The organism is Larkinella insperata (assembly GCF_026248825.1).
GTDB classification, from domain to species: Bacteria; Bacteroidota; Bacteroidia; order Cytophagales; family Spirosomataceae; genus Larkinella; species Larkinella insperata.
Window position 1 is genome coordinate 6,491,434 of the sequence record NZ_CP110973.1, and the last position, 15,097, is coordinate 6,506,530.

General features: G+C 55.2%; 15 protein-coding genes. 8 read left to right on the plus strand and 7 right to left on the minus strand.

What is annotated here, in order from left to right; translation table 11 throughout:
- Positions 1-28 precede the first annotated feature (28 nt).
- Complete coding sequence (locus OQ371_RS26085) at positions 29-754, plus strand: hypothetical protein (protein WP_265991464.1); 726 nt, start codon at positions 29-31, stop codon at positions 752-754.
- On the opposite strand, the gene OQ371_RS26090 is transcribed toward OQ371_RS26085, so the two are convergent.
- The gene (locus OQ371_RS26090; RefSeq protein WP_265991465.1) at positions 732-1,502 is read right to left on the minus strand and encodes a LytR/AlgR family response regulator transcription factor; all 771 of its coding nucleotides are present in this window, start codon (positions 1,500-1,502) and stop codon (positions 732-734) included. The two genes, OQ371_RS26085 and OQ371_RS26090, sit on opposite strands and share 23 nt — an antisense overlap.
- The gene (locus OQ371_RS26095; RefSeq protein ID WP_265991466.1) at positions 1,499-2,656 is read right to left on the minus strand and encodes a sensor histidine kinase; all 1,158 of its coding nucleotides are present in this window, start codon (positions 2,654-2,656) and stop codon (positions 1,499-1,501) included. Before OQ371_RS26095 ends, OQ371_RS26090 begins: the two co-directional genes overlap by 4 nt.
- Positions 2,657-3,374: 718 nt before the next feature.
- On the opposite strand from OQ371_RS26095, the gene OQ371_RS26100 reads away from it, so the two are divergent.
- Positions 3,375-3,560: a hypothetical protein gene (locus OQ371_RS26100; protein WP_265991468.1), complete on the plus strand. Its 186-nt coding sequence runs from the start codon at positions 3,375-3,377 to the stop codon at positions 3,558-3,560.
- Positions 3,561-3,574: 14 nt separating this feature from the next.
- Here OQ371_RS26100 and OQ371_RS26105 read toward each other — a convergent pair whose 3' ends face one another.
- Complete coding sequence (locus tag OQ371_RS26105; protein WP_265991470.1) at positions 3,575-4,375, minus strand: DUF5958 family protein; 801 nt, start codon at positions 4,373-4,375, stop codon at positions 3,575-3,577.
- 226 nt (positions 4,376-4,601) lie between these two features.
- Between OQ371_RS26105 and OQ371_RS26110 the strand changes: the two genes are divergently transcribed.
- From OQ371_RS26110 to OQ371_RS26125, 4 genes are all read left to right on the plus strand, one after another.
- Positions 4,602-5,435, plus strand: a complete 834-nt coding sequence (locus OQ371_RS26110; RefSeq protein WP_265991472.1) for an ABC transporter ATP-binding protein — start codon at positions 4,602-4,604, stop codon at positions 5,433-5,435.
- Positions 5,436-5,545: 110 nt separating this feature from the next.
- Positions 5,546-6,340, plus strand: a complete 795-nt coding sequence (locus OQ371_RS26115; RefSeq protein WP_265991473.1) for a hypothetical protein — start codon at positions 5,546-5,548, stop codon at positions 6,338-6,340.
- 2 nt (positions 6,341-6,342) lie between these two features.
- Complete coding sequence (locus tag OQ371_RS26120; RefSeq protein ID WP_265991474.1) at positions 6,343-6,732, plus strand: GntR family transcriptional regulator; 390 nt, start codon at positions 6,343-6,345, stop codon at positions 6,730-6,732.
- 32 nt (positions 6,733-6,764) lie between these two features.
- A complete protein-coding gene (locus OQ371_RS26125) occupies positions 6,765-7,445 on the plus strand; it encodes a hypothetical protein (RefSeq protein ID WP_265991475.1) in 681 nt (226 codons plus the stop codon).
- Positions 7,446-7,448: 3 nt separating this feature from the next.
- On the opposite strand, the gene OQ371_RS26130 is transcribed toward OQ371_RS26125, so the two are convergent.
- Together OQ371_RS26130 and OQ371_RS26135 are read right to left on the minus strand one after the other, a co-directional pair.
- Positions 7,449-9,824, minus strand: a complete 2,376-nt coding sequence (locus OQ371_RS26130; protein ID WP_265991476.1) for a penicillin acylase family protein — start codon at positions 9,822-9,824, stop codon at positions 7,449-7,451.
- A gap of 120 nt (positions 9,825-9,944) precedes the next feature.
- A complete protein-coding gene (locus OQ371_RS26135; RefSeq protein WP_265991477.1) occupies positions 9,945-10,748 on the minus strand; it encodes an alpha/beta fold hydrolase in 804 nt (267 codons plus the stop codon).
- Positions 10,749-10,849: 101 nt separating this feature from the next.
- Between OQ371_RS26135 and OQ371_RS26140 the strand changes: the two genes are divergently transcribed.
- Both OQ371_RS26140 and OQ371_RS26145 read left to right on the plus strand, forming a co-directional pair.
- The gene (locus tag OQ371_RS26140; protein WP_265991478.1) at positions 10,850-11,077 is read left to right on the plus strand and encodes a hypothetical protein; all 228 of its coding nucleotides are present in this window, start codon (positions 10,850-10,852) and stop codon (positions 11,075-11,077) included.
- 11 nt (positions 11,078-11,088) lie between these two features.
- A complete protein-coding gene (locus OQ371_RS26145) occupies positions 11,089-11,286 on the plus strand; it encodes a hypothetical protein (protein WP_265991479.1) in 198 nt (65 codons plus the stop codon).
- A gap of 77 nt (positions 11,287-11,363) precedes the next feature.
- Here the strand turns inward: OQ371_RS26145 and guaA are convergent, their stop codons facing one another.
- Together guaA and OQ371_RS26155 are read right to left on the minus strand one after the other, a co-directional pair.
- Entirely contained in the window at positions 11,364-12,896 is a 1,533-nt protein-coding gene (gene guaA, locus OQ371_RS26150) for a glutamine-hydrolyzing GMP synthase (protein ID WP_265991480.1), read from the minus strand.
- Between the two features lie 49 nt (positions 12,897-12,945).
- On the minus strand, positions 12,946-15,057 hold the full coding sequence (locus OQ371_RS26155; protein ID WP_265991481.1) for a sialate O-acetylesterase: 2,112 nt from the start codon (positions 15,055-15,057) through the stop codon (positions 12,946-12,948).
- Positions 15,058-15,097: the final 40 nt, after the last annotated feature.

Below are 15,097 nucleotides of genomic sequence, written 5' to 3' on the forward strand. Positions count from 1 at the left end.
CCAATTTTGGCGGGTTTTGTCTTGAAGCATGAAAACGGTTTTGATCATAGGAGGGCTGATTTGGGTAGGCGTCACCGGCAGTTGGGGACAAGCCGTGTCGACGCACCTGCCGACCGACTCGGTGTCCAGACCGGGTCGGAAGCCGATTCGGTGGACGGTCAATCTCGATTTTCGGAATTCGTTCATCAACCGCCAGCCCGTCAACGTCTGGGGCGTCAACACCGGCATTGTGGTGGGCCAAAAGCGGCACCAGATCACGGTCGGCTACTACTGGTTATCCTACAACTCGTATTTGCGGCTGATTAACTGGCACCGCAACGCGGCCCGGCGGCTGAACCTGGAATATTACACCAAAACTGATATGGCGTACGCCAGCCTGCTGTTCTGGGACAATCTGATCAACAACCGCCGGTGGTTGTTCAGTGTGCCGATTGAAATCGGGGCGGGAAAAGCGTCGGCCATTCGGCAGGATACGCAGACCGACACGCTGAAAGGCTGGGCTCACTGGGATTTTTTCATGCCCGTTCAGGCCGGTGTCTATGGACAGTATAAAGCCACCCGCTGGCTGGGTCTGAGTGCTCAGGTCGGTTACCGGTATTCCATTTTTCAAAGCAACGTCAACCAGCACTACAACGGCATGTACTACAGCGTCGGGACGGTGGTATATCCGGAGTTCTTTCGGGATATCTGGGGCTTCATCCGGCACAGAGAATGGCCCAAAGAATCGCTGCTCAGCGCCCCAGCCACTCCTTAAAAGCCGTTACCCGGTCGATGCTCACAAATACTTCCTGCCGGGCTTCGGGCAGCAGGTCCAGCTTGAGCTTGCTCCCGGAATAGGTGTACACCGAATGGATGGCCGGCAAGGCCACCAGAAACGAGCGGTTGATCCGGAAAAACTGGTTCGGGTCCAGCAGTTGCCCCAGCTTATCCAGGCTGTAGTCAATTACGTAATTCTGCCCCTGGCGCGTAGTCAGGAAGGTGGCTTTGTTTTCAAAAAAGAAGTAGGCAATGTCGTCGGTCTGCACCGGAAAAAGCCGGGGTCCCACCGTCACCATAAACCGGTCGCGGTAGGTATTGGGCCGGTAATTGGCCTTCATCTGAGCCAGCACATCCGAATTTACCGACAGCTCAAGGCGGTTTTGACGCAGGGTTTTGAATTTGTCGATGGCCCGCGCCAGTTCGTCGGCATCAATTGGTTTGAGCAGATAATCAATGCTGTTGACCTTGAAGGCTTGCAGCGTGTATTCGTCGTAGGCCGTCGTAAAGATGATCGGCGTGTTCAGATTAAGCTGTTCGATGAGGTTGAACCCCAGATCGTCTTCGAGGTGAATATCCAGAAAAATCAGGTCCGGCTCGGCTTCGGGCTGGCTTTCAAACCACTCGACCGACTTGGCTACCGACGGCAGCTGGGCCAGCACCCGAATCGTGGGATCATAATCGTGTAGCAGCTTGACCAGCCGCTGGGCGGTTAGTTCCTCATCTTCAACGATCAGCACTTTCATGGCAACAACGGTATTTGAACCACAAATTCATTTTCATTCCCACCAACCACGACGGGTTTCGTGGTTAAAAGCTTGTAGCGACTGATGATATTTTGCAAACCGAGTCCGGTCGATTCCTCCTTTTTCGGACGTAGTTGCAGGCCATTCCGGATCTCCAGCGTATCGAGCTGCTTCCGGATGGTAACCACGAGCGGTTTTTCGGTCGACATCTGGTTGTGTTTCACCGCATTTTCGATCAGCAGTTGCAGGCTCAGCGGAGCAATACCGTACCGGGCCGCGTCGCCCTCCGGAATGTCGATGTCCACCTTCAGCTTGTCGGCAAAACGGATGTTGAGCAGAAACAGATAGGAATCAATGAATTCGAGTTCGGACTTGAGGCTGATCCGCTCGGCGTTGCGCTGTTCCAGAATGTAGCGGTACACTTTCGAGAGCCGGTTGATGTACTGCACCGACAGCCGGGTATTGGTTTCGACCAGCGACGACAGAATGCTCAGGCTGTTGAATAGAAAGTGGGGATTTACCTGATTTTTGAGGGCCGAAAATTGCGCCTGGACGGCCTCCTGCTTGAGCTGTTCGCCCTTGACCCGCAGGTCTTCCAACCGTTTGTAACCCCGGCGGTTGGCGGCCAGGTAAAACGCCGACAGCATGGCCATTACCGTCAGACCGTCGTTAATTTTCCGGCGCCGTTCCAGATCGATCCGCCAGCAGTCGGCATCGAAATACAAACCCCAGTCGATGGACGGCGAACGCGACAAACGGTTTTCCAGCAAGCCGCTGATAGCTACCCAGAGGTAACTGAACACGCTGTTGAACAGAACCGCCAGCGCCCCGGCCACAATCAACGTCGCCAGTTGGGCCGGCAAGGTAAATTCAACCAGAAACTCCTTGCCCGATTGCCCGAAAAACCGTTGCTGAATCCACTCCGTTACGTGGAGCCAGAGCCAGAAGAATAGCATCGTGAACCCCACTTCCATAATCCAAAGCGGCCAGATCCGTTCCAGAAACGGCCAGGCAAACCCGTTCAAGGTGCCTGCTCGACCAATTGGCCAGTTGGCGTACGCCCGGATGGGCCAGTAAATCACGAAGATAGTGGCCGCGAGCTGCCACTTCTGAAGATTCGAAAGCTGATGGTTGGAGATGGCAGCAGAATGCATGGGTTGAGTTCCGATTGGCGGTTTGAGTCTTCCATCTGCGGTTATCCACCCTGAGCAAAAAACAACGCCAACTCCGGAAAGGCAATACCGCTCTTGTAAACACGTCAGCTACTAAGACAAATCCCCGGGAAGTGCCGGGGACTGTGCGAATAAAACCAATTATTACAAAACATATCTGAGCGCAAAACGCTCAGACCTTGCAAGGTAAGTAAGTTTGCATGGTGAAGCCATTCAAAATCGCTGAATGCCGCAATATCATAGATGAATAGCCTGTTGTGCCTGACGAATCAGGATGGTATTATTTCAGGAAGCAGTAATTTAACAGGAAGCCGCTGGGAAAACATAGCCCTTTAACCGCACCAATTCCGGCCGGAGGGATGTCGGAATCTTGCCATGAAAGACATATCAGAAAAACCGTTGGGCTCGTTATTGCCTGAAAACCCTACTTACGATGAAAGCCGTCTTGCTGGTTACCCTGTTTGGCCTTGGTATCGGCTCGCTGCCGGTCGCAGCCGCCCCGTCGTGTTCGAATGCGGCCGGGCCCGACTCAATAGCGTCGGAGCGCAGGATTTGGCTTGCCGGGCAAAAATTTCAGCCGCGTCCCGCTTTTCTACCGTCACAACCGTCTTTGCGGTCGCGGCCCCGCTATCATACGCAAATCATCCGGCCCCGTGCCAGTCAGGAGAGGAGCAGATTAACTCCGGCTGAGCTTTCCCTGATGCACCCGATAATTGATGAAAAAACGCTGTCCGTCCACGTCGGCAACGACGTGCTGCAGCCCGGCAAAGATTACACGTACAGCCCATCCACCAACCGGATCAGGATTCTGAACCCGCAGGCTTTGCGCTCCACCGAATCCATCCAGATCATGTACGACACCGGCAGTTTAGGGCATACACATTGACCCCAGCTTTTCCTTCACCAATACGGCTCGGAATTGTAAGTTTCTTTCAAATGGCGATCGACAATCTCATTGATGAGTCGGGTCGTTTCGGTTTGCTCTAGGTGGTACTGTTTGGACAACGCCCGGGCCAGCGACTGGAACAGCATGGAGGCCGCGTAACCGTTCTTGAAGTCCTCCTTTTTTCCATCCATCCTCACGGGATTAGCGTTGGCCAGTGCCGACAGCATTTCGTCGTACGTAACAAAATGATAATGCTGCGGCTTTTCGGGCGGTGTGCTCGGCTCCGCCGGGGTTGACTTCGGCGGTCTTGCGTCCCTCAGCTTGTCCTGTAACCGTAATTTAGCAATGCTGGCAAACTCATTTCGAAAGCTGGGGTGCTGATAAATTTCCTCCACCAACGACCGGTAGTTTGCCAGCATCGCTTCCACAACTTCCCGTTTCGACAAATCCTGGTGCCACCATTTTTTCAGCGTTTCGGTGCCCAAAGCTACCTGCCGTTGGTAGGCTGTTTTAAACAAATTCAACAGGATTGCGTAGGAGTTATCGAGTGAATCTTCGCCCGTATGAATACGCAGCCCTTTCTTTACCAGGGACCTCTTGACAATTAAAACCCGCTCATCGTTTGGCGAAACATGGGCCGATGCCTGCTCAACTTCGGCATCTGTTGGATAAACCTGATCGATCAGAGAAAGCAGTTTAAACACCCGTTTCCGCTTTTCATCGTCCATCAACTGGCTGAACCCGCGCACTATTTCTCCTTCCGAGCGAATGCCCTGCGCGAATTCAACAATCATCACTTCTTCTTCCAGGCTCATGATTCTAATCGCTAAAATGGGTTAAGGACAACCGCGCAGGCCCTGCAACACCTGCAGCGTTTGCGTACCGAAAAGGTAAGAAGATTCGCCAACGTTTCCTGTTCCTGAGTCGCTTAAAATACCCCCGTTCGCTAAATACTTTTCGGCAAATCGCACCCGGCGGCTTGACATTATCAGAACTATTTTAATTCTTTGCTGTGTATTAGATAAATAGTACACTAAAATTATGATCGAGCTTGCAAATCTGACGTTCGGTTACACACCGAAAAAAATCTTGTATCGGGATCTGGACCTTTCGCTGCGGCCGGGCAGCATTTACGGCCTGCTGGGGAAAAACGGTGCGGGCAAATCGAGTCTGCTGCGGCTGATGGGCGGGTTACTCTACCCAACGGCCGGAACCATCAACGTGGCCGGGTTTATCCCCCGAAAGCGCGAACCGGCTTTTTTGCAGGAGATGTATTTCATTCCGGAAGAAATCTACCTGCCGTCGGTTTCACTCAACCGCTTCATCGACACGATGGGGCCGTTTTACCCAAAATTCAGCGAGTCGCAGTTTCGGAAGTACCTGGTTGAATTTGACGTACCGCCCGATCAAAAGCTGACGGCGATGTCGTACGGACAGAAAAAGAAAGTGATCATCAGCTTCGGGCTGGCCACCAATACGCAAATCCTGATCATGGACGAACCCACCAACGGCCTGGATATTCCGTCGAAAAGCCAGTTTCGCAAGATTGTTTCTTCCGCCCTCGCCCCCGAACGGCTCATGCTGATTTCGACTCACCAGGTGCGCGACCTGGACAACCTGATCGACGGGATCATCATCATCGACGAAAGCGAAATTCTGCTAAACCACTCCCTGACCGACATTGGCGACCGGCTGATGTTTGGCACCCTGAGCAGCGTTACCGAAGCCGACCGGGTGTTATACGCCGAACCGTCGATGCGCGGCTACTCGGTCGTGATGGAAAACCTCGAACAGGAAGACAGCCGGGTTGACCTCGAACGGCTTTTCAACGCCGTGGTTACCAACCGGGACGGCATCAAAAACATTTTTCGCTAGCTGCCATGAGCTTCCTGCCAATCCTCCAGATTTTGCTGACGGCGCTCTTTTCGGACTTGCCGGCACCCCTGCTTTCGTTTATCTCCCGTCTTACGTCTCTCTTCTAAACCATGAACCAGACCTTTGCAATCAACCGTTTCGGCCTGCTGCTGAAGCTCCACCTCTATGAACACCTGAAGTCCTACCTACTCGGCATCGGTGTTCTGTTCGGCGTGTGGCTCCTGATGCTCCTGCCCAGCGCCACCAAAATTGATACTTTCCACGAGTCCATTTACAGAAATCACGCCATGCTGTTTAGTTTGATTGCCAGCGGAGCCGGGGCCTGGTTTGCCAGCGAATCTTTTCGGGTGGTCAGCACGCCGGTTCGGGGCATCCCCTTTCTAACCCTGCCAGCTTCGCAACTGGAAAAATTTCTGGTGGCGCTTCTGATGCTGCTGCTGTTTGTGCCCGTGTTTCTGGGGGTGTTTTATACGGCAGAAGGAATCTGTTTTTCCATCGTCAACGCCCGGCTGCCCCAGGGTTCTCCCCGGTACGAACTGCTCAATCTGCTGGGGCCGCACATGGACCCCGTCATGCGCTATCTGACGCTGGTCACGCTGGCTTTCTTCCTGGTCGGCTCCATTTATTTCCCCAAACTACCGTTCGTCAAAACCGGTGTGATTGCCTTTACGCTGTTTTTTCTGGTTACGCTGGTGCTCAATGAATTTCTGCTGCGTCACATGCTTCCGGGCCACGAAATGTACGGGGGCACTCCGTTTCAGGAGGCCCGTTTCATCCAAAACCGGCGTTTTTACCGGATTGAGTTAGACGGAAATCCGGACCTGATTGTTAAAACGATTCTGGTGCTGGCCCTTCCGGCGCTGTTGTATATTGCTTACGCCCGTTTCAAAGAGAAAGAACTTTAAGTATGGATTTTCAGGATAAAAAAGCCATTTACCTACAAATCGCCGATTACGTCTGCGAGAAAATACTCCTTGGTCAGTGGCCGCCGGGCGAGCGAATCCCGTCGGTTCGGGATCTGGGCGTCGAACTGGAAGTGAACCCCAATACCGTCGTGCGCACGTATGACTTTTTACAGCAGAAAGGCATTATTTACAACAAGCGCGGCATTGGTTATTTCGCGGCCGACGAAGCCGTTGACCGCATAAAATCCTACCGCCGGGAGGTGTTTCTGGAAACCGAATTGCCCCAGTTTTTCCGGAGCCTATACCTGCTCGACATTGACCTGAAAGACATTGAAGAACGGTATAAAAGCTTCATTGACAAAGAGTTCGACCCAAACCAAATCGGTAGCTAACGGCCTACCGATTCCGCAAATCTTAAATCACGATGAAAACAAGCAATAAACTTCTGATCGGGTTGTTCGTCATTTGTCTTCTGACGTTGATCGGAGCAAACATGGCCCTGAAGGAAAAGCACGATAAGATTGATTTTAACGATCCTTTTTACGGGCTGGCGTCGATGAGCCTGAAACCGTTCCGGGTCCTGAAACTGGAAGGAAACAACGCCGGACTCCTCAGTGTGCAAACCGGTAAAAAGTCCGAAATCCGGCTTCCGGACCGGGCCCGGGAGCAGTTTACGTTCCGTTACCAGGGCGACACCCTGCTGCTCCGGTACACGCCCTTGAGCGTTCCCTGGCAGTCGCGGGCCAACATGTACCTGGATGCCGTCCCCTCGGCCGTTGTTCTGACGCCAACGCTGCAAGCCGTCATGACCAACCGGATCAGTTGCAATGTCAACCGCCTGACCACCGACAAGCTGACTGTCATTCAGGAAAGCGCGGGCGTTCTGCTCACCAACAGCACCATCGGCACCCTGACCGTTACCGACTCGCGGGGCAGCGACCTGCATACCAAAGCGACCAACCGCATCGGTACCGCCCTCGTTGCGTCGCGCGACAGTTCCAACCTGCTGGTTGAACGGGATGTTTTTGGCACCCTGACGCTGGAAACCGATAGCCTAGCGACGGTGAAACTACCGGGCGGGTTGCTGAAAAAGCTGAAACTGTAATAGTTACGGCTCAAAAACCGTCCGCTTTTCCGTGACGGTTTTTATTTTTTCCTTCGTGAAGTAAACCGGGAAGTAGTCGTTTTTGGCCCAGATCGGGAACAGGTCGCGGTAGTGCGGGCTGGCGGGGTTGCCCGATTGGCCGGGGCTGTTGATGCCCAGCGTTTTATCCCAATCCTGGGTATCGACCAGAATCCGGAAGCTGGCCCCGTGTTCCTGGTTCAGGCTGTTACCGGTATTGTTGACGGTTTCGCCGTAGCCGCCCCGCTCCACCGGTCCCATACCGTACTGGGCCGCCTGCTGGGGGGGCAGGAGGTTACTGAGCGGATGCGCCAGTTGAATGTGCTTGTTGGCCGACTGACCGTACCACCAGTGTGTCCGGTCGTACCCCAGCCGGTCGGTCAGATCGTCTACGGCCTTTTCCAGGCAGGTCAGCAACAGGTCTTTCCGATCCACTTTTTTCAGGGGACCGGGCGTCGCGGGCTGCAACCACTCGATCAGCCTTTCGGTGCTGATGGAACTCAGGTATTTTCGGGCGTTTTCCGGAACGGCCTCTTCGTAAACAGCTTCCCGCAATTGCGCTTCCCAGGCGGCATAAACCGCTGCGGTGATAGAACCCGGCTCGAGTTTGTAGTCCCAGTTCAGCAATTGCTGCCGCGCCCATTCCACGGGTTCGTCGGCGGCCTGTAAGCCATTCAGCAACGGCACCAGCCGCCGGGCCGGGATGGACAGATAATCCGCCTGCAGCGTTTTGAAATCGGCCAACGTATGGTTCGGTTTGGCTTTCAGGACCTCCGCAATCCGGTTGGCCCGCGACGGCGACGCCCAATCCCAGCCGATTGCATTCCGGTGCGGATGGTTGGCGGGGGTCAGGTTGTTGTTGGCCGTAACGAGATAGCCTTCCGGCGGGTTGGCTTTGCTGGGCAACTGCTGAATGGGCAGAAAACCATTCCACTCATACCGGCCGTCGCCCGGCACCGGCACCAGGCCCGTCCAGTTCGGGCGGACCGGCGAGATGCCCGTCGCCTGCCAGCCGATCGATCCATTTTGCCGACCGGCCCAAACCATGTTTTCGCCCGGAATCCGGCTGAAGGTGCAGGCCTGCCGAAATTCGTTCCAGTTTCTGGACTGATTCATGCGCAGGCTGGCCAGATACGGCGCGCACCCCATTTCGAGCCAGGCCGCCCGTACGGCGTACAACTTGTGATGGTTCGCGTCTTCAAACACCACCGGCCCGTGCCGCGTGTATTTCAACGAGACCACCACCGGTTTTTGCCCTTTGACCGGAATTGTGTCGATCACAACCCGCAGCGACTCCCATTTGCCCCGGTATTTGTATTGATTCGGATTGGCCGGATTCGCTTCGTAGACGTACAGATCTTCGTTGTCGGTTTCAAAAATCGTCAGACCCCAGGCTCCGAACTCGTTGTGGCCAATTGAAATGCCCGGTAACGTTGGCTCGCCCGCCCCCACGGCATTCCACCCCGGGGCCTGTAAGTGAACCCAATACCGCAGCGACGGAATTCCCTGCGCCCGGTGCGGATCGTTGGCCAGCATCGGAAAACCGCTCGCCGACCGCTTGCCGCTGACGACCCAGTTGTTGGAGCCGACAAACCGCTTTTCGTTCTCGAACCAGACGGACGCTTCCTCTTCCGTTGCGCCCAGCCCCCGGTCGTTGGCGGTAAACCGGATGGGCAGCCGGAACGCTTCGTACAGTTCCAGAATAGGCTGAAACAGTTCGGCTCCGGCCACGTGCAGGTTCAGGTTGGGTTCACCGGCTTTGGCGACGGGATGAAACCAGGCCAGTTCGCGCACTTTTTCCGCCCCCAGCAGATGCACCAGCCGCCCGAAATTCAGCTCGTCGCGCACGTTTTCCAGTAACCCCTGATGCCGGCTGATCACAACTTCGGGCGTCCATAAACCGGGCTGGGTTTTCAGAATTTTAAATTCAACCGGCAGCCGATCGGGCGTTTGGTTGATCTGCCGGATGTAGGCGTTGATGCCATCGACAAAAGCCCTTACGATCTGCGGGCCGTGGGGATGGTAATGTTTGAGCTCCTGTTCCAGATTTCCCCGGAATTTAAACAGCCGCGTGCCCTGGTCCCGCTTGATTTCCTTCGGCCCGAGCAGTTCAGACACCGTTCCGGTGGCCTGTCGACGCCACATTTCGAGCTGAAAAAGTCGGTCGGAGGCTGCGGAATAGCCCTGCGCAAAAAACAGATCGTGCTCGTTCTGCGCGTAAATGTGCGCAACACCCCAGCGGTCGCGGAGGACCTCGACGGGTTGGCGCAGGCCCGGAAGTTTCAGATTTTCGGCGGATTGGGTACAGGCAAAAGGATGACTTAAAAACAGGCTGGCCAACAAGATTACCATCAATCGCATACCAAGAGAATCGGTTAAATACGGACCCGTGGTTCGACCCCGACCAGTCCGCGTTAAAATTTATGGTTTACGAATAAACCTGATCGAATTTTCTTTCGAATGCCTCAAAAAGCAGAACGGCTACTTCGACGATCTTAAAAACGCCAGCACCTCCCGGGCAAACCCGTCCGAACCGGACGTGTTGTTGTGATTGCCTGGCACGGTTTTCAGCGTAGCCGTTGGGATGAGTTTCGCCAGATCGCCCGCCCGGCCGTTGTCTTCGTCCTGCTCCCCGCAAATGATCAACACCGGAATCCTGGCCTTGCTCAGTTCCGCCGGGCTGGTCGATGGTTGCGCCTGTTGCTGGAACCCGAGCGACAAGGTATCCAATCCCCGGGTTTTGGCCGCATTCAGAGCGCCCTGAAACTCCGGGTGCAGGTGGGCTTTTCCGCTGAACAAGTCGGCAAACGCCCGGCGACGGGGCCAGTCGGGATCGGTAAAATCCGCCCCCATGCCGCCTAGCACCGCCGAACGCAGGTTTGGGTCCAGCACCAGCAGCCGCGCCGTGATGATGGAACCGCGGGAGTACCCCACAACGTCATAATGGTTCAGTTTCAGGTGGTTCATCAGCGCTATGATGTCACGGGCTTCGGCGTCGTTCTGGTAAGCCGCCAGGGTATGCGGTTTGTCGGACTGGCCGTTGCCCCGCAGATCGAGTTGCACTACTTTATAGCCTGCATCCAGCAGCGATTGCCGCAAAACGGCTTTTTGCCAGGACGTGCTGTTGCCCATAAACCCGTGAACGAGCACGACGGGTCGGCCTTCTCCGGCAACTTCGTAATGAATTTTTGTACCGTCGAAGGAGGTAAACAGGGGTTCGCGATTGGTTTGCGCCCAGGCACTTGCCGACACAACAAGCAGGAAATAAACGAGGAGGTTTTTCACTGATTACCAGGTTAGGACAGGTAAGATACGAAAAAAACCTTTCGGCGACGCCGTGGTTATTTATCTATACGTAAACTGAATACGCGATGAAAGACCCCGAATTGATTGGGTCGCGTGCGTGGCGCGTGGACCCCGGCCTGTTCACCAACCAGAGTGGTGCGGCCATTGAAGACGGTGATGAGGACGAACTGGACGAGGTCGAGGAAGAAACCGATCTTTACGACGAACCGGTAGACGAGGACGGTGATCCGACCGGCGAACACGACCACAATTATGACGACAACTACGCGCTCGGCGGCAAAGTAGCCCGCAGCGGCACGGGTACTTAAACCGAAACGATATGGAAAACTACAATCCAGCCGAAGATGAAAATCAGGGCGTGGCCTCAACCCTGGCCCGTAACAACGACGATACCGGCGAAGAACTCGAACCGGATCTGAGCCCATCCGGCAACCTACCCGGTCCTGAACCCGATCTGGACGCGGAAACGCTCTACGAAGACGAAGACACCGATGAGGGACTGACCAGTGAAGAATGAAGCTTAAGGAGTGAAGAATTATAAGTTAAACGTGCGTCAGCTAACTCATAACTCTTCACTCCTAACGCTTCACTTTTTTATTCCCACTCGATGGTTGCGGGCGGTTTAGAGGAGATGTCGTAGACGACGCGGTTGACACCTTTGACCCGGTTGATGATTTCGTTGGAAATGTCGGCCAGAAACTCGTAGGGCAAATGCGCCCAGTCGGCCGTCATCCCGTCGACGCTCGTAACGGCGCGCAGGGCTACTACACGTTCGTAGGTCCGCTCATCCCCCATGACCCCAACGGATTGGATCGGCAGCAGAATGGCTCCGGCCTGCCAGACCTGATCGTACAAACCGTATTTCTTCAGCCCGTTGATGTACAGGGCGTCCACTTCCTGCAGGATGTGCACTTTCTCGGCGGTGATGTCGCCCAGAATCCGAATGGCCAGCCCCGGCCCCGGGAACGGGTGGCGTTTCAGGATGGCATCGGGCAAACCGAGCGTTTTTCCGACGGCCCGCACTTCGTCTTTAAACAGCGTATTGAGCGGCTCCACCACTTTCAGCTTCATGAAGTCGGGCAAACCGCCGACGTTGTGGTGCGACTTGATGGTGGCCGAAGGTCCCTTTACCGAAACCGACTCGATAACGTCGGGGTAAATGGTCCCCTGCCCCAGCCAGTCAACGCCTTCAAGCAGGTGCGCTTCGTGGTCAAAAACCTCGATAAACGTCCGGCCGATGGCTTTGCGTTTGGCTTCCGGATCGGTCAGTCCGGCGAGGGCTTTGTAGAACTGGTCTTTGGCATCGACGCCCTTGATGTTCAGCCCCAGGTGCTGGTAGGATTCCAGCACGCTTTCAAATTCGTCTTTCCGCAGCAACCCGTTGTCAACGAAAATACAGTAGAGGTTCTGGCCGATGGCTCGGTGAACGAGCGTGGCTGCCACCGACGAGTCGACCCCGCCCGAAAGCGCCATGACGACTTTGTCGTTGCCCAGCTTCTGCTTCAGATCCGCGATGGTCGATTCCACGAACGACTCGGCGGTCCAATCCTGCGAACACCCGCAAATATCGACCACAAAGTTTTTGAGCAGCATTTTGCCCTGCGTTGAATGGGTCACTTCCGGGTGAAACTGAATGCCGTAGGTTGGCTCATTTTCGACCTGGAAAGCCGCTACCTTCACGCTTTCGGTGGAGGCAATGATCTGGAAATGATCGGGCACCGACGTGATGGTATCCGCGTGCGACATCCAGACCTGGGTGTTGGCTTCCAGCCCTTTCAGCAGCGCATTTTCCGTATTGAGCGTCCCTAATTTAGCCCGACCGTACTCACGAATGGCCGACGGCTGCACCTCGCCCCCGCTGGTGTGGGCCATCAACTGAGCGCCGTAGCAAACACCCAGCAAGGGCATTTTGTGCCGAAAAGCCGCCAGATGAACCATCGGCGCGTCGTCGTCCCGCACGGAACACGGGCTGCCGGACAAAATGACGCCCTTGACGTCGTGACTGATGGGCGGAATATGATTATAAGGGTGAATTTCGCAGTAAACATTAAGTTCGCGCACCCGGCGGGCGATAAGTTGGGTGTATTGCGAACCGAAATCCAGGATCAGAATTTGTTCGGTTGTCATGGTACGTATCCAAAACACAAAATTAGGGTGTTTTTAGGAACCGGGCAACTCAAACCGCTGAAACCCTTCCGGTAATCTTCATCCCGGCGCGCAAGAAGGGAAAAAACCGTTCAGAATTCAGGGAAACGTAACGCACAACCACCACCTTTCGGACCACTTTCCGGTTGTCGATCTGGGCCGTCACCAACACCGTCTGGGTACCGGCCCCGGATAGTTCAATGACTTCTTCGTGAACCCGGTTCTGGCCCGGCACGGTTTTCTGCCAGACCAGCCGCCCCGCCAGATCGGTTATTCGGAGCGTCGCCGTTTTCATTCCGGGAATAAACAGTTTGAGGTAAAGCCGGCCCTGCGCCGGATTCGGGTAGGTACTCACCGTAAGCGCTTCCAGCCCGGGCGTTGCCAGAATGGGTGACTTCTTCGGACAGTTCACGGTTTTCGGTCCACCCGTCAATTGGAAATTATGGCCCCTTACGCGAACCAAGATGACCTGATTTTTTCCATCTTTCAGGGCATCTGGCGTTGGAAACCGGAAACCGTACTGCCCCACTTCCAGACCCGGTCGGCTTTCAGCCGCGTTTACGGTTCCGATTACGGCGTTGTTGGCCAGTATTTCCACCGTGATAAACGGGTTTGCCGTTCTCGGTTCGGCTTCCACCCATCCCCAGATGCTGTCGCAACGGGCTCCCTCCAGGTGACCGCCGTAAAGGGTGTCCGGCGGTGCGGTCGGCGCTTCACTGATGGCAACGTTGTGAAAGGTAAACGCCCGCATTCCCCGCCTGTTTTTCAGGAAAGGGCCATTAAGCGAACCCGGATAGCTATTGGGAAGGTACGTGATGGTTTGGGCCGCAAGGGGTTTGGCCAACTGCAGAATGATCCGATTGCGCTCCGCCGAACCACTTTCAATCAGCCGCGCCTGCGGAGAGCCTGCATAATCAAAGTAAATCAGATCCCGCAGATCAGTTTTTTTCCCCTTCACCACCGTATCCTGCTTCCAGACCATCCGGGCGCCCGGTTCAAATTCCAGCACCACTTCTTTCTTTTCGGCGGTTCGGTAATACGCTTTCCGGATGGCGGGCGACGCAATACCGTCTACGTCGGGTGAGCCGTAGCCGTCGCGGGCGATCAGCCGGTAGAGTTCGAGCGCAAACTGGTAGTGCCCCTCGGCTCCGTAATGAACGCCATCATAGGCTGCCAGTCCTACCGTGGCGATGGCTTCCGTGCGGGGAAAAAGCTGCGGGGTTCGCCGTTGAAAATCCCGCAGTTGGGCGGCCCCCGGGTTGTTCTCCGGCAACAAACTCACCTGCGCGATGTAGAATTTACCCACGTTGGGGTAATCGTTTTGCCAGTAGTCAAACAACGTTCTCAGCGCCAGTTCGTAGCCATCGGCCCGTCCGCCACCGGCTTCGTTTTCCCCCTGACGCCACACGAAGGCTTTAACTTTATGGGCAACACCGGCTTTCCGGGCCAGATACAGCAGTTTTCCGTACAAAGTTTTGGGATCGGCCGGGTTGGCCGGATTGCGTTCCAGGTGACTTTTGATCGACGTTCCGCCCACCGCCCCGTTGATCAGGCAGGTCGGCATTCCGAAGTTCTCCATGATCAGCCGCTGCACTTCCGTTCCGATCCGCCCGACCTGCCCGTCGCGCTCGTTTGAAAGGTGCCAGAGCGTATCGGGCCTTGCCGACGCGCTGTTGCCGAAAGTCCGCAGGAACTTGTTGCGGTAGAAATAATCATCCGGATAATAGCCCGTGATGTTGGACTGACCGTGGAACAAAATTACATCCCCGCAGACGATATCATCGCGGGAATCGACCCGTACCGAATCTTTCCCGCGAATGGCGAACACCTCAAACCGGTAGAGGTTTAAACCCGCGTCGATGGTGGGCAACAACTGAAAAGTGGCCTGATTGCCGTTGCTGGTAACCGAAACCCGCGCGTATTTCCAGCGGGTGCCGTTTTGGTAGACCCAAACCGATACGTGGGTGTACGTTGGTGACTGTAATTGCCCGACCAGGGGAACCTCAGCCTTGTTTTGTTCATCGCGCGGATAGAGTTGCAGGGCTGCGGGCCACTGCTGCCATTTAACAAGCCCCTGCGCAACCGCTGCCGATGGCAAAATCAACAGGATGATCCAGCCAAGAACTGTAGAGGTTCTTTTCATATGATACGGTCAAAACCACCGTAAAATATCCGCAATTCAG

Coding starts and splice junctions, on each gene's coding strand:
- OQ371_RS26090 (WP_265991465.1), bottom strand. CDS start 1,502: ATGAAAGTGCTGATCGTTGAAGATGAGGAACTAACCGCCCAGCGGCTG.
- OQ371_RS26110 (WP_265991472.1), top strand. CDS start 4,602: ATGATCGAGCTTGCAAATCTGACGTTCGGTTACACACCGAAAAAAATC.
- OQ371_RS26100 (WP_265991468.1), top strand. CDS start 3,375: ATGCACCCGATAATTGATGAAAAAACGCTGTCCGTCCACGTCGGCAAC.
- OQ371_RS26130 (WP_265991476.1), bottom strand. CDS start 9,824: ATGCGATTGATGGTAATCTTGTTGGCCAGCCTGTTTTTAAGTCATCCT.
- OQ371_RS26105 (WP_265991470.1), bottom strand. CDS start 4,375: ATGAGCCTGGAAGAAGAAGTGATGATTGTTGAATTCGCGCAGGGCATT.
- guaA (WP_265991480.1), bottom strand. CDS start 12,896: ATGACAACCGAACAAATTCTGATCCTGGATTTCGGTTCGCAATACACC.
- OQ371_RS26120 (WP_265991474.1), top strand. CDS start 6,343: ATGGATTTTCAGGATAAAAAAGCCATTTACCTACAAATCGCCGATTAC.
- OQ371_RS26125 (WP_265991475.1), top strand. CDS start 6,765: ATGAAAACAAGCAATAAACTTCTGATCGGGTTGTTCGTCATTTGTCTT.
- OQ371_RS26115 (WP_265991473.1), top strand. CDS start 5,546: ATGAACCAGACCTTTGCAATCAACCGTTTCGGCCTGCTGCTGAAGCTC.
- OQ371_RS26095 (WP_265991466.1), bottom strand. CDS start 2,656: ATGCATTCTGCTGCCATCTCCAACCATCAGCTTTCGAATCTTCAGAAG.
- OQ371_RS26145 (WP_265991479.1), top strand. CDS start 11,089: ATGGAAAACTACAATCCAGCCGAAGATGAAAATCAGGGCGTGGCCTCA.
- OQ371_RS26085 (WP_265991464.1), top strand. CDS start 29: ATGAAAACGGTTTTGATCATAGGAGGGCTGATTTGGGTAGGCGTCACC.
- OQ371_RS26155 (WP_265991481.1), bottom strand. CDS start 15,057: ATGAAAAGAACCTCTACAGTTCTTGGCTGGATCATCCTGTTGATTTTG.